At 34.0% G+C, this 20878-nt stretch carries 25 protein-coding genes and 1 pseudogene; 3 read left to right on the forward strand and 23 right to left on the reverse strand.

The window, feature by feature from the left end; translation table 11 throughout:
- Positions 1 to 32: 32 nt before the first annotated feature.
- The 12 genes from MKY29_RS11420 to MKY29_RS11475 all read right to left on the reverse strand — a co-directional run bounded on the left by MKY29_RS11420 (position 33) and on the right by MKY29_RS11475 (position 8868).
- On the reverse strand, positions 33 to 536 hold the full coding sequence (locus tag MKY29_RS11420) for a hypothetical protein (RefSeq protein ID WP_340879835.1): 504 nt from the start codon (positions 534 to 536) through the stop codon (positions 33 to 35).
- Between the two features lie 110 nt (positions 537 to 646).
- Complete coding sequence (locus MKY29_RS11425; RefSeq protein ID WP_340879836.1) at positions 647 to 877, reverse strand: hypothetical protein; 231 nt, start codon at positions 875 to 877, stop codon at positions 647 to 649.
- Between the two features lie 204 nt (positions 878 to 1081).
- Complete coding sequence (locus tag MKY29_RS11430) at positions 1082 to 1423, reverse strand: hypothetical protein (protein ID WP_241599802.1); 342 nt, start codon at positions 1421 to 1423, stop codon at positions 1082 to 1084.
- Between the two features lie 295 nt (positions 1424 to 1718).
- The gene (locus tag MKY29_RS11435) at positions 1719 to 2153 is read right to left on the reverse strand and encodes a hypothetical protein (RefSeq protein WP_340879837.1); all 435 of its coding nucleotides are present in this window, start codon (positions 2151 to 2153) and stop codon (positions 1719 to 1721) included.
- 173 nt (positions 2154 to 2326) lie between these two features.
- Positions 2327 to 2647, reverse strand: a complete 321-nt coding sequence (locus tag MKY29_RS11440) for a hypothetical protein (protein WP_241600664.1) — start codon at positions 2645 to 2647, stop codon at positions 2327 to 2329.
- 253 nt (positions 2648 to 2900) lie between these two features.
- Positions 2901 to 3908, reverse strand: coding sequence for a DUF2268 domain-containing protein (locus MKY29_RS11445; RefSeq protein ID WP_340879838.1), 1008 nt, complete (start codon positions 3906 to 3908; stop codon positions 2901 to 2903).
- Positions 3909 to 4146: 238 nt separating this feature from the next.
- Positions 4147 to 4587, reverse strand: coding sequence for an NUDIX hydrolase (locus MKY29_RS11450; RefSeq protein ID WP_340879839.1), 441 nt, complete (start codon positions 4585 to 4587; stop codon positions 4147 to 4149).
- A 187-nt stretch (positions 4588 to 4774) separates the two neighbouring features.
- Entirely contained in the window at positions 4775 to 4957 is a 183-nt protein-coding gene (locus tag MKY29_RS11455) for a hypothetical protein (RefSeq protein ID WP_340879840.1), read from the reverse strand.
- A gap of 184 nt (positions 4958 to 5141) precedes the next feature.
- Positions 5142 to 6446 carry a serine hydrolase domain-containing protein gene (locus MKY29_RS11460; RefSeq protein WP_340879841.1) on the reverse strand — a complete coding sequence of 435 codons (1305 nt, stop codon included), beginning with the start codon at positions 6444 to 6446 and terminating at the stop codon, positions 5142 to 5144.
- A 140-nt stretch (positions 6447 to 6586) separates the two neighbouring features.
- Positions 6587 to 7582 (reverse strand): phosphotransferase, encoded by a 996-nt coding sequence (locus MKY29_RS11465; RefSeq protein WP_340879842.1) that lies wholly within the window; start codon positions 7580 to 7582, stop codon positions 6587 to 6589.
- 246 nt (positions 7583 to 7828) lie between these two features.
- Positions 7829 to 8059, reverse strand: a complete 231-nt coding sequence (locus MKY29_RS11470; RefSeq protein ID WP_241600662.1) for a hypothetical protein — start codon at positions 8057 to 8059, stop codon at positions 7829 to 7831.
- 527 nt (positions 8060 to 8586) lie between these two features.
- Positions 8587 to 8868, reverse strand: coding sequence for a colicin immunity domain-containing protein (locus tag MKY29_RS11475; RefSeq protein ID WP_340879843.1), 282 nt, complete (start codon positions 8866 to 8868; stop codon positions 8587 to 8589).
- A gap of 1125 nt (positions 8869 to 9993) precedes the next feature.
- Here MKY29_RS11475 and MKY29_RS11480 point away from each other — a divergent pair.
- Together MKY29_RS11480 and MKY29_RS11485 are read left to right on the forward strand one after the other, a co-directional pair.
- Complete coding sequence (locus MKY29_RS11480) at positions 9994 to 10116, forward strand: hypothetical protein (protein ID WP_256363930.1); 123 nt, start codon at positions 9994 to 9996, stop codon at positions 10114 to 10116.
- A 35-nt stretch (positions 10117 to 10151) separates the two neighbouring features.
- On the forward strand, positions 10152 to 10319 hold the full coding sequence (locus MKY29_RS11485; RefSeq protein WP_241600657.1) for a hypothetical protein: 168 nt from the start codon (positions 10152 to 10154) through the stop codon (positions 10317 to 10319).
- Positions 10320 to 10610: 291 nt separating this feature from the next.
- Here MKY29_RS11485 and MKY29_RS11490 read toward each other — a convergent pair whose 3' ends face one another.
- Positions 10611 to 10790: a hypothetical protein gene (locus MKY29_RS11490; protein WP_093496710.1), complete on the reverse strand. Its 180-nt coding sequence runs from the start codon at positions 10788 to 10790 to the stop codon at positions 10611 to 10613.
- Between the two features lie 105 nt (positions 10791 to 10895).
- Positions 10896 to 11318: an HIT family protein gene (locus tag MKY29_RS11495; protein ID WP_093496709.1), complete on the reverse strand. Its 423-nt coding sequence runs from the start codon at positions 11316 to 11318 to the stop codon at positions 10896 to 10898.
- A 489-nt stretch (positions 11319 to 11807) separates the two neighbouring features.
- Between MKY29_RS11495 and MKY29_RS11500 the strand changes: the two genes are divergently transcribed.
- The gene (locus MKY29_RS11500) at positions 11808 to 12620 is read left to right on the forward strand and encodes a DUF368 domain-containing protein (protein WP_340880862.1); all 813 of its coding nucleotides are present in this window, start codon (positions 11808 to 11810) and stop codon (positions 12618 to 12620) included.
- A 339-nt stretch (positions 12621 to 12959) separates the two neighbouring features.
- Here the strand turns inward: MKY29_RS11500 and tatA are convergent, their stop codons facing one another.
- The 9 genes and pseudogenes from tatA to MKY29_RS11545 all read right to left on the reverse strand — a co-directional run bounded on the left by tatA (position 12960) and on the right by MKY29_RS11545 (position 20419).
- Complete coding sequence (gene tatA / locus MKY29_RS11505; RefSeq protein ID WP_241600649.1) at positions 12960 to 13163, reverse strand: twin-arginine translocase TatA/TatE family subunit; 204 nt, start codon at positions 13161 to 13163, stop codon at positions 12960 to 12962.
- 50 nt (positions 13164 to 13213) lie between these two features.
- Positions 13214 to 13969: a twin-arginine translocase subunit TatC gene (tatC, locus tag MKY29_RS11510; RefSeq protein WP_340879844.1), complete on the reverse strand. Its 756-nt coding sequence runs from the start codon at positions 13967 to 13969 to the stop codon at positions 13214 to 13216.
- 359 nt (positions 13970 to 14328) lie between these two features.
- Positions 14329 to 15306 (reverse strand): LCP family protein, encoded by a 978-nt coding sequence (locus MKY29_RS11515; protein ID WP_340879845.1) that lies wholly within the window; start codon positions 15304 to 15306, stop codon positions 14329 to 14331.
- Positions 15307 to 15343: 37 nt separating this feature from the next.
- Positions 15344 to 15979 (reverse strand): DUF1232 domain-containing protein, encoded by a 636-nt coding sequence (locus MKY29_RS11520; protein ID WP_093496705.1) that lies wholly within the window; start codon positions 15977 to 15979, stop codon positions 15344 to 15346.
- A gap of 518 nt (positions 15980 to 16497) precedes the next feature.
- Positions 16498 to 17049 (reverse strand): cysteine hydrolase family protein, encoded by a 552-nt coding sequence (locus tag MKY29_RS11525; protein WP_340880863.1) that lies wholly within the window; start codon positions 17047 to 17049, stop codon positions 16498 to 16500.
- Positions 17050 to 17437: 388 nt separating this feature from the next.
- A pseudogene (locus MKY29_RS11530) lies at positions 17438 to 18304 on the reverse strand (IS3 family transposase); the annotation flags it as partial.
- On the reverse strand, positions 18265 to 18825 hold the full coding sequence (locus MKY29_RS11535; RefSeq protein WP_241600786.1) for a helix-turn-helix domain-containing protein: 561 nt from the start codon (positions 18823 to 18825) through the stop codon (positions 18265 to 18267). The gene MKY29_RS11535 and the pseudogene MKY29_RS11530, both read right to left, overlap by 40 nt.
- 352 nt (positions 18826 to 19177) lie before the next feature.
- A complete protein-coding gene (locus MKY29_RS11540; RefSeq protein ID WP_340879846.1) occupies positions 19178 to 19918 on the reverse strand; it encodes a CPBP family intramembrane glutamic endopeptidase in 741 nt (246 codons plus the stop codon).
- Between the two features lie 123 nt (positions 19919 to 20041).
- On the reverse strand, positions 20042 to 20419 hold the full coding sequence (locus MKY29_RS11545) for a CopG family transcriptional regulator (protein WP_093496702.1): 378 nt from the start codon (positions 20417 to 20419) through the stop codon (positions 20042 to 20044).
- Positions 20420 to 20878 lie beyond the last annotated feature (459 nt).

Here is a 20878-nt window from a genome sequence, read left to right on the forward strand (position 1 = left end):
TTTCGGCCCCCACCTAACAGACATTATTAAATTTAATCAATTGAAATTACGCCACCTTTAATTGTTATAAAGTTTGCGTTACCACCGATAATACAAATTATATAATCTCCATCCACCTTTACATCAAAAGAGGTTATCAGTTTATCAAAAACGGGAGCAAAATAAATCTCTGTATATTTACCATCTAAAATGTATCCAACTCCAGTATGACTTAAACCATCGGGGATTATGGTTAAATCCACCAATACATTATCACCTTCTTTTAATTCCAACCCCTTACTTTCTCCATTTAATAAGAAAATATCACCATTGTGCAAATCCATATCTTCAAAATTATAGTTATTTTGGGATTTCTCTTTCAATGTAATGTTAATTTTATTCCAGCCGTTTAGAAATTCATCGTCAATTACAACTTCAGTTATTTCTTCTGCTTCTTTTTCAGAAGTGTCCTTGTTGACTAACACTATGGTCAAAGCAGATATTCCAATAAGAAGTGCTACGACTACTATGCTAAACAGGTAAATTCTTTTTTTCATAAACTCACTCCTTTCATCAAGTCTTTTTCTTTAAATTGCCTAAATTACCTTTATCATTACAGTTTCGACAATCAACCAATAGTTCCTGCTTATTGAACTAACCTACTGCATTAGTTCAATAAGAAAAAAGGCCTTACCCCTTTTTGACTGATAGAAGCTTCAGCTGATCTAATTCTATGCTGATTAGTAAACGCAAACAGTTTAAGACCCTTTTCTTTTAACATTTCTAAAGCATGTTGGCTAAAAGTATAAGGCGTGAAGTCTCTAGGGTGAACAAAATGCCCATTTCCACCAATTGATCCATCTCTATCAATGAATACAGCTTGTATAGTATTTAACAAAATCATTACAAGATTTAGTAAGATCCTTTATATTTATTCAACTCAACATTTAAAAAAACCTTTTTATATTGAATTTCCTTCTTCAACTAATGCTTCTTTAGTTCAATTAGAAAAGAGCTTTACTTCTTTTTGAAGTAAAGCTCCCGTTTGTTAAGTGTATTTATTCACATAGAACTATCCAAAATAGTTCTATGTATGCAAGTTCTAATAATCTAACTGCTTTAAGCTCAATAATAAACCATCATCTGTAATCTTTTTAACTTCGAATGAATTTAACTTTCTGTCAATTTTTTTATCCATTTTATCTGCATCACTGAATGAATTTCTTACTGCATCTATTGCATAAATAAGAATTGATAACACACCTGCACTTCCTAATGCCACTCCTATACTTTCGTTCTCTGGAAGATGAGTATCCATAATCTTTCTTACTTCTTTATAATAGTCTCCTTTAATAAAGATATATTCAGATTTTGCCTCTAAACCTGCTAATAACTCAGTTCGATTATGTGCTTCATAAGCTTCTATACCATTCACTTTGTACATAAAAAATCCACCTTTCAAGTGTCATAATAATCAACTCATAATAATATACGAATATAAACAAACTAAAATTCCGCTTTTTTCTAATTTTATTTATTCGACTAAACTGCTTCTTTAGTTCAATAAGAAAAAGGCTTTAACCCTTCTTGAAGTACAGCATCCGTTAGTGCAACAACCTCCATCTATTATTGAAACCCAGTTAACCTTTAAAACCTACAATCATTTTAAAGGATTTTCTTCTTCAACTAAACTGCTGCTTTAGTAGAACAAGCTAAAAGAGCCGCTTTTCGTGTTTTCTTTAATCCCAACAGTTGAAAATTACTTCACCGATTGAACGTGGTTGCCAATAGGCTGCTTGTTTCAACTCAACTTCTTCTAAATTATGTTCCATTTTGGAGAATGGTAAATTTAATTCTTTTTTTGTGAGGACAGTATAATATTCTCCGAAGGCTATACTTAATGTTGGCAAATCCGTAAATTCAATCACAATATCTTCCCATTTATTAGCGAAGGCAAGATAGGGGTAGTATTCATTTAAAAGGATATAAAATAACTCTCCTTTTATACGAATATGAACTTTAAAGTAATTATGTGGATAGAGAGGACCATCGAAATTAAGAACTTCTCCTTTTGCCTCTCTCAATACTTCATAACAAATTTTTTTAAATTGTTGTCCGTCTATCATTTCCTCCATATTATCAATAAATCCAGTAATGCCTTTAGGGAGTATCAATAAAATCACCTCTTTAGCTATTCTATCTTCCTCAATTATTGCCTAAGCTTGTTCAACTAAGCTGCCGCGTTAGTTCAATAAGGAAAAAGGCTTTACTCCTTCTTGAAGTAAAGCACCTCATTAGTTTAAGTGAAAACTTTCACAACGACTTCATATTTTTATTTTCAACTCTCTTAGAAATAACTTCTGTAATGAAAAAGCATTGCTACTAGTGTTACGATGGTGTATGCCAACGATGTGATAAAAACCATATTAGGCGAAAAACTAAACTTTTGACTTTCCATTTTAATACCAGTGGAACCTTGAATGGTCATATCCAAGCGTCGAGTACCAAAACCACCCTTTGAAGTAAAAAAGCCAATAATAATGGTAGCTGCTAATCCAATGAAAAATGAATAGTCAGTGAATTCAGCGTGGGTGAAGTATGTTATACCTAAACTCAAACCAAACAAAAATAATAAAGTGATAATGATGGTTAGTAATTTTCGTTTCATTTTAATTTATCCCCCTTTAGATTCAAGTACCATTTACTTGAATATTTTAATAATTTATACGGTTAAATAACCACTTGGTTTCTAAAATGTGTAGAACTTTTTGTTCAACAAAACTGTTGCTTTAGTTCAATAAGAAAAAGACTTTACTCTTACTTGAAGTAAAGCACCTGCTAAATGAACAAGGGAATAAAACTACTATTTCCCTTAGTTATATAAGCTCCCTCAAAATAATTTTCACCTTACAACATTTATTCTACTGGAGCAAATTACTATATTTACTTCCCTTAACGATTTCCTTTGCAGTCACTTTTGTCCATTCCAAAATGGACATATCGGGATTGTTTTCAATGAAACTTTCAGTGATCAAATAACCAATCTTATAATTCGACCATCTAGGAATATCTTTACGTGAATTGCCGTAAATCAAATTATTGTAAATAATAAAATCCATGGATTGTCCATTTATGCTTAAATCTTCTAACACCTTAGCCTCGGCATCATTTGATAAAGGCTCTGTCCAAAAGGGTCCGACTCTAATTTCAGGGTATACAATAGTAGTGAAGAATTCTGCTTTACCTTCTGTCATGATCAAATCTAAAATGTTATACTCGATTGGTATGCTATCATGCAAAAAATTAACTGTGTGATGATATTCGTGAGCCGCCGCATATTTAACCATCTCTTCTGAAACGGATGGGTCGATCCTAAGTAAAATATCATTTTCTGAATAAGTTAGCCCACTCAATCCTCCAGTAGTATTAATGACATGCCATTCTTCAGGATTAACTGGAAAAATATAAACATTTGTATCCTCACCTGGCAACAGTTCAGCCGATTTCAATATGGCTTCCTCTATCCATTTATTAATTTGTTCTTGATTTTCAAGTAGTTCATTAGTCTTTTTTTCTAACTGTTCTATTTCCCACGATGGTGTAAGGGGGTCACCTAATTTGATATCACTAAGGGAGGATTGCTCTTTAAATGGTTCTAATACATACTTTGTATAGATATCCTTTTTATCAAGCTCAGGATTCTCACTAATTGTTCTTACATATTTCAACACTTCATCGGAAAATGAAATAATTTTAAACTCCTGCCCTTTATATGAAAAATGGTAAGTATTTTCCGTAGAAGTATTGTTATCATCCAACATCTCATGTTTCTCTTCTTGTATTCCTTTGTTTTGTTTTTCACCATCTATACAACCCGATATAAAAAAAACAAGTAACAGTAAAATTGATAAGTTTATCAAACATCTCATTCTATCCCTCCATGTCCTTTTCTAAGATGCAGAAAAGGATTTATATATATCAATGAAACTCTTCTTCCACTAAACCGCTTCGTTAATTCAAGAAAAAAGTGCTGCCAGACTTATACTAAAGCACCCCTCTTGTCCGAAATTTACATATATTAACTTATTCAACACAATCGCAATAAAACCTTCTTATTGAAGTAAAGCATCCGTTAGTTGAACATGTGAGTCTCTTAAAATTTACTTTTTACTTAATAACTACTGTATTATTTTTTAACAGTTTTTCAGCAAGTTTAATATTTTCCTTTAAATAAATAGGTAAATCTGAATTATTTAGAATCTGCTGAGTAGTCATCCAAATAACCTCGTCAACTTCATCAGTACTCTTAGCAAATGCTTCGCCTAATTCGTGGTCGCAGAGAAAAACAATGTCAACCACATTTATGCCTGAATCAGTAACGAATGATGAGCTATTAACATACCTAAGATTTGAAACCTCTATCCCAACTTCTTCAGTGATTTCTCTTTTTAGTGTCTTTTCTAAAATGTCTGATGAGGTTCCTTCTTTTTCTACCTTTCCACCAACAAGAGACAGTAAACCTCCAGCATGTTCTTCTTTTTCACTACGTCTTATTAACAACCATTTTTCACTCTTGTAGATTGCACCTTCTACATTAACAATAAACACAATATTCCCTCCAAAAATAAAACTAAAGTGTATTTCTATAATTCGAAAAAAATGCTTAGATGCTTGTTCAACTAAACTACTGCTTTAGTTCAATGAGAAAAAAGGCTTTACCCCATCGTGAAGTATAGCACACCGTTAGTTGAAGAAGAAAAGTGAGCTTATTCAACAATATCACCCGCTAACGGAATTAAAACGGCAGGCTTTGAAAAAGCGAAATGGTTAAAACTAATGCCGATAAAGTTCCTGCGGACAGTAAGGTTATCATTATTGGCCATTTTATTTCTTTTGAAGGTTTTGCAGCTTCTCGGGAAACCGCAATCCAAATCACAAAAGAAACTATGGCTACAATGGCAATAACATCTTTAGACATACTTAATACCCCCTTGATTTATATTTCGCTTAAATTATTACACGTATTATTCAGTTAAAAATTCTCCGTTTGTTGAACACACGTTAAATAACACTATAAAACTAACCCGCTGAGCTACTTCAATAAGAAAAATGCTGTACTCCTTCTTGAAGTAAAGCACCCGTTACTTGAATACATTTAGTAACTATAAGTGTTTATAAGCTATATATTTTTTTTCATTAAAATCTTTATACTCTACACCTACTATTTCACCTGAAAATGAATAATGGAATATGAGTTGCTCATTAACCATTTCGGTTAAAAAAGTTGTTTTTGATTTATTGTGACTGACTGGCACAAGTTTAAATTTATATAATACCCCGTACATTTTAGGAACTGTTAAATACATTTCACCATTATTTATAGAGATGTCTAAAATTTTGCTCTCTTCATTTTCAATAAAATACTTCCCAGCAATAAGTTCTGTGTTCGAAAAGTTGATTGGTTGGATAGGGGGAGGTATTGATACATGTTCATCAAATATTACCTTCGCCAACTCTTGAGTTAAATGTGTTACAGGTGTAACGTTCATGTTGCTTAAAAAGATTATCGTAACTTGTTCATCAGCAAATCTAAGAAAATCGCTATAAAAACCACTAATATCTCCAAAATGGTGCATACATTTTCTACCCAACATTTCAGATACTACCCAACCAGAAGCGTATGAACTAAGGTTTGCTGTAAACATTTTTTCCATTAATTCTTTGTTAAGGAGTTGAGATGATTTTAATGCCTGGTCCCAAAGGAATAAATCTTCTGTTGTAGAATATAAACCATAGGCTCCTAAAGGGAATGATAAATCTGCGTATGCTGAGTGAATTGGATTTCCCCAGAATGTATAACCAGAAGCTAAATCTACAACTATCTCGATCCCATCATCACAGCCTGTATTAATCATACCTAAGGGGCGACATATTTGTTCTTGTATGTACTCTGCATATGACATACCTGAAACTTGTTCAATAATTGCTGTTAGTAATGTGTATCCTGAGCTTGAATATTCGAATTTTTTTCCAGGTTCGAAGTTCAATTCAAGCTGTTTAAATGAATCAATCAGTTGATGTAAAGTCATCGGAAGTCTCATTGTTTTTGGCCAAAAATCGGGAAAGCTCGTGAAATTTGGAATTCCTGTTGTATTTGTTAAACAATGATAAATTGTAATTTTTTTACCTTGTGGATAATTAGGAAGATACTTCCCTATACAATCATCTATACTTAATTTCCCTTTTTCGTGTAATTGAAATATACTCATAGCTGTAAAAGCCTTAGTAAGTGAGCCGATTTTAAACTTAGTAGTAGGTTTATTGGGTACAGCATGCTCCCAATTTGCCATACCAAAACCTTTGTTCAAAAGAATATTTTCGTTAGAAGCTATTAAAATTGAACCATTCAAATAACCATTTTCTTCGTATCTTTCTATCCATTTACCTAGCCGTTCCTCCGCTATCATGTAATTCCCCCTTCCCCTTAACAAATTTAATATTACTAACCAACCCACTACGATAATTGAACATGAGATGCCCTTTTCCCATCGAAGTAAAGCACTCCGTTAGTTTAATAAGAAATTCCCTATGATTCCAGTAAAAATGTTTACCAAGATCCAAACATTGTTCTTAACTCAGAAAGATTTTCCCCTAACCAAATCATCTCATTTCGAAATTGTACTTCTTGATACCTATCTTGATTGAGATTAGGACATATCCACCAAACACTTTCTAAGTACCACAACAAATAAAGAGATCGAACAAATACCCCTTTTTCAAGGTTTCTCTTTGTTTTATACCCTTCCAAAAAAGCTTTAGCACTATTTGAATTAAAAGCATTACCATTCAATGCCCCTGACATAATTGCCCTTGCGATGTCTAATTCAGGGTAATCAAAAGCAAAACGGTCAAAGTCAAGAATTGAGGATAACTGATCACCAATAAATAGAATATTATCAACCCATAAATCACGGTGTGACCAACCTGTCTCACAGGAGCTAATCATGTCTAAATTAAATTGTTTAGTTGCTTTAATTTGTATTTCCACCAACTTTAAAAAGATATCGTTGTTTTCGCCCGTTTTATTAAACGATATCCAATAGTCTAAACGTTGTTCAACACTTGGAGGAATAAATTTCGGATTTCTATCATTGTTGTAAGTCCCATCATTTGAAACATTGTGCATATGAGCAGTCATTTTACCTAGACTATACATCTGTTTCTCATTTAAAGTACCAGGTAGAAGATTTTTTCCATCTACATACTCCATGATAATAAATCTTTCCCCACTTGAGCTTTTATGTATGACATTATCTTTGTATTCTAATACTCTTGGACATAGAGTTCCATTTTCGAACTGTCTTAACTGTTCACGCAAAGCAAGATCTTGTTCCAAAATAATTTCCTCATAATTGTATGAAACATACCGTTCTTTACTTATCTGCTTAATTAAAAGTAATCCTTTTTCCGTTTGAACTTTCCATTTTAAATTTAAAAATCCTAGATTAATTGGAATAGGGTTCTTTAAATGTATACCGAACAAACACTCGGTTGTTTCTCTTAATTCCACAAAAATATCATTAGGTAACTTCTTTACAATCATATAAATTCTCTCCTCCCGAATATTCTTTTTCAACTAAACTCCACTGTTAGTTCAAAAAAAAAGTGCAACACCCTGCCCTGAAGTAAAGCATCCCTTTTGCCCGACAATTTACATATATTAACTTATTCAACATAGTCGCAGAAAAACCTTCTTCAACTAAATGCTCCGTGAGTTCAATAAGAAAAAAGGCTTTACTCTTCTGGAGGTAAAGCACACCGTTACTTTAAGTACATTCGAAACCGACAGTTATCCAAAATAATTATGAAACCACCAACCAACAAGAGATATAGCCCCTACTCCCCAAGCAGTGGTACCCCATATCCACCAAATTACAGATTTAGCTTTTGATAAATTTTCCTCGTCTTCCATATTTGCTTTTATAAAAGCGACCTTACTTTCCATACCTTTTTTCATAGAAACGAGAACAACTAATCCGATTAGCATGAAACCAGTAGTTATCCAGAGTAATAAGTCCACCTTCTATACCTCCTTTTTTTATGAATTACTTTCCTTTCAATCTTCTTTATTCATTTAATCTGCTGCTTTACTTTAATACGTTTGAAACAAATAGATGTTCCAATTTTATATAAATCTTCCATTTATAATAAGTAAAAATCTATATAGCTTATTGAACTAAACTGCTTCGTTAGTTCAATAAGAAAAAATGCTTTACTCCTTCTTGAAGTAAAGCATCCGTTAGCCATCCATGTAGCGCAAAATCAGCGCTACACCACAGAGAATGAAAATGTGAAAACCTGGGTATAGGATACTACGGCTGGGAGAGGAAGGTCGATGAACTATGGTGCCATAAAGCCCATCCGTTAGTCTGACTCCAACGACCACGGTGCATCACAGACTGTCGCTCCATTATGGGAAGCACTCATGGGAGATTAATCCTACTCTGGTTATTGCACCAGCCTCCAATACTATTGAGCTGCGTCCGATTTCGTATTGCCTTTTTCTATAAATCGAAGATTTTAATTTTCATGGGAGTTGAAGGAGCTCTAACGACTATGTAACAGGTTATTTAATTTAATTAATGCTTCATTTATTTCTTTTCTTAGTTGTTGTTCTGATATTTCGAATGGAGTCTCTTGTCCAGGAAGACACTCATGCCAGTAACAATCTGCTGATTCAAATACCCCATTCAAAATTTCAAATAAGGGCTTGCCCATTATATCATCCGATTCTTTAAACACTTTAAAATATTGTGTTTGAAATTCATCTGCTGACATCTTCTCTTCTAAAAAATCCACCATCAATTTTTTGTATTTGTTTATGTCCATTTTCCATTTTCCCCCTCAAAATAAGCAACTTTTATTTTCTTCTCTCTACTGCTTTACTTGCTTTATTATTGTACTAACCTGCCACATGAGTTCAATTAGAAAAATGCTTTACTGCTACTTGAAGTAAAGCATCCGTTAGCCATACATGCAGCAAAAAAAAAACGCTGCACCACAGAGGATGAAGATTGTTGCAGAACGGGTATAGTTTAGTATGGCTGGCGAAGAAAACAGTTTCCCGTCATTCTGCGTTCCATCTACCGATTTGTACCAGACTATAAGTTCCTCTTTACCCATAGACAAATTTTATCCTAAGAGCTCACACTGTGGAAATCGCACATTCTTATCAGTTCGGTGCGATGAACTTTTGGTAAATAATCATTCCATTTCGCTAGACTTGGGGGTGTATTTCCACATATAGCTTATAGCATCAGTTTCGGGTGACAACACTTGAGTCAACGTTCTTTATTTTCCAAGTACCTTACAACGTAGCTATACGTTCTATACGTAGGTGCTTCCTTTAAGCCTATGAAGTGGATACCGTCATTGTTCGGTATAGTGTATTTCATATAGTGCATTTTAAATTCAAAGGATCTATACTTTTTTCTTTCCAATGCGGAAGCGACTTATCTATGGAAACTGATACCCTAAATATAACACACAATATTTAGAAAAGTGTTGACATTCAGAAATAGGCAATGATATCCTATAGTAGTTGGATATTCAAATTAGAAATGGAGGTACGGAAAATGACTACATTTAGAACTTTAAAAAATAATCGTATAGTGATTCCGTGCCCAACCGCAAATAATTTTTTTGTAAATAATTAATACGGACGGCATGTTATGCCGTTCTTTTCTATGAGCACACGCTTATGTAAAGAAGCGTGTGCTCTTTTATGTGCATTTTTATAAAATTTGGTGTTTTCACGCATTGCGTGTTGCATATATAAACAAAATAATAAGAAAAGGAGTGTTGGTGATGATAATCATGAAACAGCGAAGAAAGTTATTAAAAAAGGAATCTCTCGAAAGTGGGTAGCGTCGGTTGGGGAAAGAAAAACCCCGGTTGATTAAAATGATGCAATTGGCTTAATCGGAAAAATAATAAATGAAGGAGGAGAAAAAAATGATGATACCAAAAATGAGTGGTAAGCAGATTAATAAATTTGTAGGTAAAAATAAATTGGAGTCGCCAACACACTATTTGGGTGAAAAGTGGCTAACAGGAATGGTTCTAGCCACACCTTAACAATATAATTGGACTTCTCCTTAAGGAGAAAAATAATGTTAACGATTAACGATATAGAATATGCAAAGCAACGGATGGCTGACTTGGAAAAGGAAGCAAGACGATATAAATTAGGACATAACTATCTATCTAGAAAAAAGAAAATCCAAAAATCTTTTTTGAAAAGATTCTTCAGTTATTTTACACGCGTAAATTCAAAATAATCTTCAGAATTGGTAATGATAAGTTGTCATAAAGTGAAACTTTAATATATTACTTAATAATGCATGTATTAAAATAAAAAAATACTTTATCTTAATTTACTGAAATAAACAAAGAAAAGCACTGCTAGATGCAGTGCCTTTTTTTTTTATGTTTTCTACCAGCTTTAAGACTATTTAGTTCAATAAGAAAAAAGGCTTTACTCCTTCTTGAAGTAAAGCACCTCTAGTTTTAGTATACATTTTCACAAATTGGATTATAGAGAAACTTATTGTTCATTTTTCTTGCTGATATCAGATTTTTTTATAGTAAATCGTACTGACAATGGTCATTAATAAAAGAACAATGCCTCCTATTAAAAAGTATAATGAGAGAGCTTGTTTTTCTCCCCACCAGTTATATGATTGCAATAGCGTTAGCATTACGGTGAAGTAGGCAGTGTATATTTGCCATTTCGAAGCATTTTTGAGCATATGTAACCTCCTATTGAGTTTATTACTGGTATTACTAAGTCAACAAGGAAGGTAAAAACCCATATTAAGCATTCAACACCCGTTACTTAATAAGCCATTACTACTCTAAATCCTGTTTATCGCATTGATTATTTTCCTTTTGGTATTAGATAATCCAACTTCATCTACTACAACTTGTTCAGATTTTTCGGTATAAAAGTTCGCAAAATTTTGTCCTTCATATCTCGGAACAACGTGCATATGAAAGTGAGTTAACTCATCAAAATGACCTCCATTTTGACAAATAGTAATACCATCAGGATTAAACAATTCCTTAATTACCTTTGAGAGAAGCTTTGCAGCCTTCATTATTGAATTAGCAGTATTTTCATCCAGTTCATCAAAATACCTTACATGTTTTTTAGGTAATATTAAGATATGCCCTTCGTTATATGGATCATGGTCCAAGAAACAACTAACATAGTCATCCTCCCACACTACATTAACTGGTTCCTGTTTATTCGCTAAATTACATCCGAAACATTCCACTTAAAAATACTCCCTTTCGTTTATTTTTCTCTTCAACTAAACTACTTCTTTAGTTTAAGTGTAACATTTCACAATACATATCTGAGAATAACTAAATATTTTAGACATAAAATAGACCATCGATATGATGTCCCTATTTCGTTAAAGCATCCGTTAGCCATCCATGCAGCGCAATATCAACGCTACACGTCAGAGAATGGAAATGTGAAACCTGGGTATAGGATACTACTGCTGGTAGAGGATGGTCGATGAACTTTGGTGCCAAAGAGCCCATCTGTTACCGTTAGTTTAGCTTTCCTTATCTTTAAGCATATTTTTAACTATAGAATGGCTAGTCGTAACGGATGTTACTTCTTGAGTACTCTTTTCTGGTTTCTTCTGCCCACTTTCTCTGTGAATATCATGTTGGAAAAAACATTTTGAAGTATAATGAAAACATACCGGAATATTAAATACTCAAGTTTTGTTGAAAGAGGAGCTGAGCTACATATGTTTGATTGGAGAAATGTTTTTCGAGGAATGGCCATGGGAATAAGCGATTTAATCCCTGGTGTCAGTGGAGGAACCATTGCGGTTCTTTTAGGAATTTACGATCAGTTTATTAATGCCATTAGTGGAATAACTACAAGAGAATGGAAAAAGCATATTCCATTTTTATTCACTCTTGGGGTTGGGATGATTTCAGCAATTCTTATACTTAGTCATGCAGTTGAATGGTTACTTGAAGAATATCCAGAACCAACGAACTTCTTTTTTCTTGGTCTAATTGCTGGAATTCTTCCTTTTTTGTTGAAGGAAGCAAGTTCCCATGGGATGTTTAAAACAAAACATATAGTCGTTTTTTTAATCGGTGCCGTTTTAATCGCAAGTATGGCATTCTTCAAACCAATTGAAACCGGCAATTCGATAGAAACTCTAACACCGCTGTCCATCATTGGGTTATTCTTAGCAGGTGCTTGTGCAAGTATGGCTATGTTGCTACCAGGAATCAGTGGTTCATTTATTTTATTGATTATCGGTGTCTATCATACTGCCATAAACGCCATTACCACCCTGAACCTTCCTATTATATTTATAATTGGATCAGGAATTGCATTCGGATTTATTTTTAGTAGTAAAGGAATTAGATTTTTACTATCCCGCTTCCCTCTCTTAATGTACGCCTTAATCCTGGGATTGGTATTCGGTTCACTCTTTGTTGTCTTTCCAGGGTTAACACTTATATTAAGTAATATTTTACTAAGCTTAGGCGCTTTTTTTATTGGCCTTGTTATAGCTATTTTGCTTGGAAATAAAGGATAAAACCGACTATTTGCTTAAAACTATTTTTTACGCTTGTAAAATTCTACGATTTCCTTGTTTATAGTAGTCCATGTACTACTGGTTCGTCTGGGACTCCGAGATTTCACTTCAAGTATCTTCCTTATTCCGATAAACTACCTCTACTTATTCACACAAAAAAGACTATTGCATAAAGGAAGTAATAGAAATTGGGTCTATTCGTTTAGCAGAAGTTGTAGAAAGAGAAGGCTTTGATGGCCAAAAGAATCTGATTTTAATTAATCAAAAAACCAACTATCCAAATGGAATAGTTGGTTTTTGGGTTACAGAGTTAATTTCAGCACCTGTCTTTATAGGATCCTACGCTTTCTTTTTTGGGCTTGCTTCTTTGTCATCTAGTTTAAACTCTTCAGTTACATCATCCATGATATCTTTTGTAGAATTTTTAAATTCTTTTAATGTTTGTCCGACTGCTTTACCTAATTGAGGTAATTTAGATGGTCCAAAGACGATTAAAGCAAGGATTAAAATGATTATTAGTCCTGGCATACCAATGTTTTGCATGAAGGTTCCTCCTCTTTTATCCTATAAATTATAGTTGCTTGTTCCTTTAACTACTGCTCTAAACTATGATTCTCAAGCTCTTGTTTTGCTAATTGTTTTTTATAACACCAGCTGGAAACTAGAATACTTATTTCAAACAGCAATAACAACGGAATGATAATGATAATTTCAGAGATGAATTCTGGAGGGGTAATGGTTGCCCCTACCACTACTAGTACAAGGTAAGCTATTTTTCTCATTTTTCTCAACCAATCGGGGGTTATAATACCCAATTTAGTTAGGAAAAGTATAACAACCGGTAATTCAAATACTATTCCAACGGGAATTACTAAGTTAAACATAAAAGTGAAATATTGTTTCATCCCGTATGTTTCCAAAGCCCCAATTGAACTATTAATATTTGACATAAAATTTAGCATCAGAGGTAATAGTATGTAATAACTAAAACTAATCCCGAGCAAAAAAAGAAGGAATGCCACTGGAATGTAATAGGCCGTTCCTTTTGCCTCGTTTTCATTTAATCCTGGTCTTACAAATAACCATATTTGATGTAATGCAATTGGAAGAGTAACTAAGATAGCTAATACTAATGCGCATTTAACATAGATCATTAAGCCATCTGTATAACCAAAAACATTCCATTCCACATTAATAGATGTTGGTTGCTGTTTTATAAACATAAGAGTTTTTGGAGCTAGCCAAAAACCTAAGGCAAGTGAGAGAATAAATATCGATATAACAATAATAAGTCTTTTCCTAAGTTCTGTTAAATGTTCAACAAGTGTCAGTTGTTGTTCTTGATTCATGTTTGATATCACCTCATTTTCTCAAATAAAGGGGGGCTTGTTCATACAATGCTGTATGTCTCTACACCCCATAAAACCCAGTAAATGTTCTTTTGTACCGACTCCACATTATACTCTTTACGAGGCAGTTGTAAATGAAAGTTTAGTCAGTTCAATTTGGTCTATATCAAGATTAGCATTAGTAATCAGCAGGATAAACCCGATTATATAGCTAACTCCTGGTCTCCGTATTAGCGGGACCCCTGGCTGCTGTAAATAGAAAGGATCTTCAGGATGCTAAATGTACAAATAATTAATAAAACCTATTTATCCAGCCATTTCAAAAATGTATAACCCATATTGAAGTTCTCCTAACAAAATCAGCCATTACCCTTTTCTTGACTCACTGATAAGGGACCTGGCTCCTGATTCGCGGAATCCCCTTCCAAAAAAGAGTGAATCGCCTCTTTATTTTTCTCAAAATTGATATCCAGCGCCTGACCTACCCCTTCATACCTTACATCTGTATAAGAATTCTGGATTGGGATGGTCAGTGTTTCAACCTCTTCAGGCAGGTCCATGTAAACACTCTTTATAATGGTGAGAAGTTCTGAGGTTTGAAGATTCGTCTGAATATATGGCTGGGCAGTTCCAATCAGTTTGGGCAGCTTTACCACACCATTTGTACTCAGTAATTCGTCCTTTAACGCACTAATGACCTGCTGTTGGCGCCTTACTCGACCAAAATCTGCCTCTGCATCCTTCCTGAAGCGGGCATACCCCAATAATTCCTTCCCATTAAGCCTATGCAATCCAGGCTCCAGAGAAACCCCGATATTTGCAGACATCTTTTTCTCAACATCGATTTCAATTCCCATTGGAGCAAGAGCATCCACCATTTTTTCAAAGCCTGTAAAATCAATCAGTGTATAGTATTCAATATCCAAGTCAAAATTGTTTTTTAGCGTTTCACGTAGCAATTCCGGCCCGCCCAGATAGAAGGCCGTATTGATTTTGTAGTTCTTATACCCGGGGATTTCTGTGTAAATATCCCGCATGATAGAGATGATCTTAGCCGTCCCTTCCTTCGGATCATATTGTGCAACCATAATGGAGTCCGTACGGGATTTTCCCTCAACTGACCGTGCATCAACTCCCAGCAACAGGACATTGACTTTGTCATCGAGACTTTTCTCCCCATTGAATTCATATTCCTGATGCTCCACAGATTCTGCCATACGCACACCCGCTTGGTATTGATAGACAAAATATCCTATCGCAGCCACACACACAACCAGTAAAGCTGCTGCAACTTTAATAACATTACTTTTTCTTTTATAGCGTTTTTTTCTGCTCATATTTTCTTCAATCCTTTTTATTTGCCACTGTATGTATTTATTTTTTCAGTGCCATTTCAATCATGACCCAATTGATGACCAGTGCATCGTCTATATAACCGATCGGAAAGATATAATCCGGAATACAGTCAACAGCCGAGATAAAGTAGAGGAGGGCACCGCCCATTAGGGCAATCTCCCATTTTGTCCCCCTTTTAAGGGAAAATTTTTCGTACATGTCCTTTAAGTAATGAATAAAAGGGCCAATACTTCCAACTTTTTCTATCTTCTCCTCAAACTCGTTCCTGATGATTTCTTCCCCTTCCTCCTTTTGCGAAAGCTGTTCGTATTTATCTAATTCCTTCCTCACATCTTCCATCCGAAACTCTTTATCTACTAATTGAGTAGATTCAAGGATAACTTGAATTTGGGCAATCGACTCATTCAGCTCCGTCGGCTTTCGATCAACCGAATACCCTGCTGCCTCATATAATAGGGAAATAGAAACTCCAAGGTGGTCCGCAAACCTCTCCAAATGCTCAGGAGTCGCTTTGCGTTTCCCATTAATAATTTTTGAGATAATGGCTGTATCGATTCCAGTCATCTTGCTTAATTTCCTCATGGATAAAGACCGCTCCTTAAGTAAGTCCTTCAGTAGTTGGCCTATTTCATTGCTTTTTTGTTCCATATTCATTTTCCTTCCTAACTAGATCAATCTTCTACCAATATACAAACAATGTTGACATTTTGTCAACATTGTTTGATTTTGATCTGCTAAAAAGACCCAATGTTTTTAACTAACAAATTCCAGCCTGCTTTTTGCTTCATAAACAATTGTTCTTAACTTTTTTACCCTTGCAATACGCTATCCAGCCAAATAAGGAGCAAGTCGTACAGACCAATGGGAATGGACTGTACATCTTGTGTGACAGATTGCCCGCAACACTAATTTTTCCATAGTTTGAAACTGAGAGCTTCACCACCTAGAGATAGAGATCTACAAAAGTTTTAAAATACCTCATTTACTTATAAATAGGGTTCACCGTAGTAGTTTAAATGGCAAAAACAATTAAATAACAAATATAAAGGAGCTCTATTTATTACGAAATTCGAGCTCTTTCTATACTTTAAAATTCAACTAAACTGCTGCATTAGTTCAAAAAAAAAGACTTTACTCCTTATTGAAGTAAAGTACCCGTTAATTGAATAAGATTATTCTATAACATTTATTAGTTGTTCTGTTGTAAGTATAGTAGCGAATTCTTCATTTAAAGTAGCTAGAGAAGTATCATGTATAGTATCGGCATCATAATAGTTATCATTATGGTCTGTCATACCAAAGGCTGCTGTTGCATCTGAAATAAGATATGTATTAAAACCTAAATTCCCACTCATTCTTGTAGTCGTAGATACACAATGGGGCGTAGTTAAACCCGTTATTATTAATGTTCTTATATCGTTTAACAGTAAAAACTCTTCTAAATTTGTACCAATAAAACTACTATTCACTTTCTTTGTTATAATTATCTCTTCTTCAATAGGTTCGACCAATTCTTTAATAGCAAACCCCTCATTCTTTGGATGGAACACAGAACTAGGATTATCGGACATATGTTGAATATATATTACTTGCCACCCTTTCTTCCTCCACAATGTTAGTAACTTTCTAATATTATCTTCCGCACTTAGGTTGTTGCGTTCTCCCCATTTTTTATCATCAAAAGCTTTTTGTACATCTAGTATAATTAAAGCATTATTTTTAATATCCAATATAATTCCCCTCTCACCTATGCTAAGCAGTCTTTCTGATTCTGAATTAACACCTACAAAATATTTGTATGCTTCATTTATAAATGATGGCGATACAAACTCAATTTTAAATGCAGATAATACTTCTTTTTCTTTTACTATAAACCTTGTTGACTGGGGATGCTCGAAAAAGGTGAACAACAAAGCCTATAGAGTTCAAATTAGAAGTCAAGTCTATGTTGTTTTAAAAACTACGTCGATTTAAAATTCCTAACCTTGCTTTAAACCCTTTTAAAGGACTTCCCTGTAACTCTACTGTTCTTAATCTAATTCTTCCATTTGTTATACTTCTCTATAATAAAATGACTTACACGGTAGTGACCCCTTAAAGTTAGAGTTTTATTTATGCAGCTAATTGGCTGGCATGAGTTCGGTATTTTACCGGACTCATGCCGGCCAGTTTTTGTTTAATTCGATCGTTGTTATAGTAATCGATATACTTCTCGATTTTCTTCTGTAACACTTCGTAGTTCATCAATTCCTCCCCGTAATACATTTCTTGTTTGAGTAAGCCAAAGAAGTTCTCCATTACCGCATTGTCCGCACATGTTGCTTTACGAGACATGCTTTGGAAAATCTTGTTTTGCTTTAAGGTTTTCACCCACGAATTATGTTGGTAGTGCCAGCCTTGATCCGAATGAATGGTTGTACGATATTCTGCACGTTCATGAATGATTGGGAGCGCTTGTTTCAGTGAATCCATCACAAATTCCAGTGTAGGTCGTTTAGACATACTGAAACCGAGTATTTCACTGTTATATAAATCCATAATCGCGCTTAAATATAGTTTCTCATTATTTGTGCACTTGAATTCTGTTACATCAGTCACCAGTTTTTGTAAGGCATAAGGTGTGTTGAAACGACGGTTTAAACGATTCTTCGCTACTTTGCCAACAGTCCCTTTGTACGATTTATAGCGAGATTTACGTACGAATTTTACACACTTTAAATTCAATGCATTCATGATTCGCTGCACCTTTTTATGATTGATTTTATGTCCTTGTACTTTTAATTCCGCATGAATTCGACGATACCCATATCGACCTTCATGTTGCTCAAATATTTCTATAATCAACGTTTTCCAAGCTTGATCTGGGTCTTCCTGCTTCATTTGCTTGATATGATAATGATAAGTTGCTTCGGGAATATCAACTTGTTTAAAGATGTCTTTTAATCGGAATCCTTCTTCTTTAAGTTCAAAGGCAATCTCTGCTTGTGCTTTTCGAGGAAGGCATCCGGGTTCTCTCGAAAAGCCTTCAACTTTTTTAAATACGCAACCTCCAGACGAAGCAGTTCATTTTCACGTTCTAACTGTTCCTCACGAGACATTGCTTTTTCTACTTTAGTCGGCGTATCTTTTGTTTTTTTAGGCATAGATGGCCTTCCCTTCACATTTGTCAGGCCCTCTACTCCTTCTTTTAAAAACTTACTATTCCAAGTCGCGATTATACTAGGCTGATTCATGTTAAATCGAATCGCTGTGTCTTGGTAAGAAGCACCTGTTTGTTTCATAAAGTTTAATACATCTAATTTGAATTGAACAGGATATTCTTCATGCTTGGTTTTCCGTTGTAAGCCTTCTTCTCCAAAAGCTTTATAAGCCCTAACCCAATGTTTGATTGCCGTTGAAGATGGAATACCATATTTTTGCGCTAAGAGTAAGTATCCCAGGTGCCCGTTTAAATACTCTTGAACAACCTTTAATTTAAAACCTTGGTTATATTTCGCCATATAAAAACACCCCAAAAGTTAGATTTATTACTCTAACTTTTGGGGTGCAGCACCCACTTAGGCAAGTCATTTAAAGTATAATTATAAAGGTAATCTTTTTCATTTTAATTTAAACCTCTTTAAATGACACCCTTACATAACACCCCATAGTAGTTCAAGAAGCAAAATCACATGTTTAGAGCTCAAATAAATGTGTTATTGAAGCTCTATTATACGTTTATATTACATTCACATAATATCGAAAATGATAAGGAACACATTTTCAGAAAAATAAGCTGAAAAAAATGTAGAAAATTCCTCACTTGCGATAGTTCCTTATAAAACCAAATAAAACTACTTATAAACTAAACAGTTAGCACTGTTCTTTTGGATTTTCTTCCCCAAACTTGACGATATAATCTAACAAGAAATGGAACAGGATAAGAGGTATAATTGAGCCTAAAGAGATATAAAGAATAGAGAATAATATTCCAAAAATTGTAGTTCTAAAAACTCCCTTTGTAAAACCTTGATAGGTGTGAGCAAGTCCAAACAATACTGAAGAAATTAGTACAACTATCATTATTTGTAGGTTCGGAAAAAGATACCCTAGTCCAAATATTAAAAAACCTCTATAAATTATTTCCTCCGTGACTCCTGCAGTTAAAGAAACATAAGTCCAGAGTTTTCTTTCTTTTTTAGTAATAGGTAATATTGGTGATACATCAGATTTTTCTAATTCTTCTTCCTTCTTCTTTAATAATTCTTGTTTAATCTTATCGCTAAACTTATAGCCGATGATGTAGTACAAAACTAAAATTAAATATAGCAAACCTAAGCCAAGCCCTATATATGTTACCCATGAACCAAGCACCTCTGTATTTATTTTTGGTATCGCTAATCCAATTTGTTTTAAAGTGAGGTCGGTAATACCAACTAATAGCAATATAAATGCAGCAGGAACCCATAATTCGATAATTGTATTGGTATAATACTTTATTCTCTCATTCTCATTCACTTCAACATTCTTTTTAAATTTTTGATAATGAAAATACCCTAGTATCGGTTCGTATAGTAATAGAAACACGATGATTATCCAAAATCCTATTTCCAAAATAAACTACCTCTTTTCTCTTTTTATTGAAACTAATATTGAAGTCCAAACACTCTAATGTGCCTTAATTCAATACGAAAAAAGTTCCTTACAGAAAAGCCCCTTAACTAAAGCAGTCAACCATTATTGTTTCAAAACTTTTTTTATTTCTGGAGATGCTTTAAGTACGCCAAATACTTTTAGCGATTTAACTGTTTTAATCACTAATTCTTCGTCTATGTCATCTGCAAAGATCAACATTCCAACTACTTTAATATCTAATATTTTATTTTGCTCCAATACCGTTTCAAGCGATTCCCTATTGTAAAGACATACTCCAATTACATATGACTTGTCAGTAATGATATTATCAACAACATTTGCATGAACCGATAGTTGATTACGGATTGATGTTTTAATAAAGTCAGTACGATTTGAATAGAACCCCTGTTCAACCAATAAATCAACCTTTCCCAAATCCACAACGTTAATATTTATCGTTATTTTTTCAGTTTCAGCCATCTGATTACCATCCCTTCACCATCTAAATATAATTACGAGATTATTATAACAATAAAAACAACCATCTGTAAAGCATCCACACAGATGGTTAATTATAAAATATTTATTAAACTAAACTGCTACGTTGACAAGCGAATAAAGGGCTTTTCGCCACAAACGTTAAATGCCTACCTGTTACAGTCTTTGCTACTAATTGATTATTTTAAGGATGTAGAGATGGAATTACTGTATACAAATAAACTGAAAGAGTATCTCGCTATATCCGGCAAGCATTTAAAACCGGTCAGTCTTGCACACCGATCCGCTTTATGAAATCATTTTTTTGTTGGTCCCATGAAGAAGGCTACTTGAGTAAGAATCCAACTTCCAATATTAAAGAACCCAAAGTAGGGAAACGATCACGCATGCACTCAAGGTTGATTGGGAAGTATACAATTAGGTTCATTAAAAAAAGACTGC

The organism is Psychrobacillus sp. FSL K6-2365, assembly GCF_038003165.1.
Lineage (GTDB): Bacteria > Bacillota > Bacilli > Bacillales_A > Planococcaceae > Psychrobacillus > Psychrobacillus psychrodurans.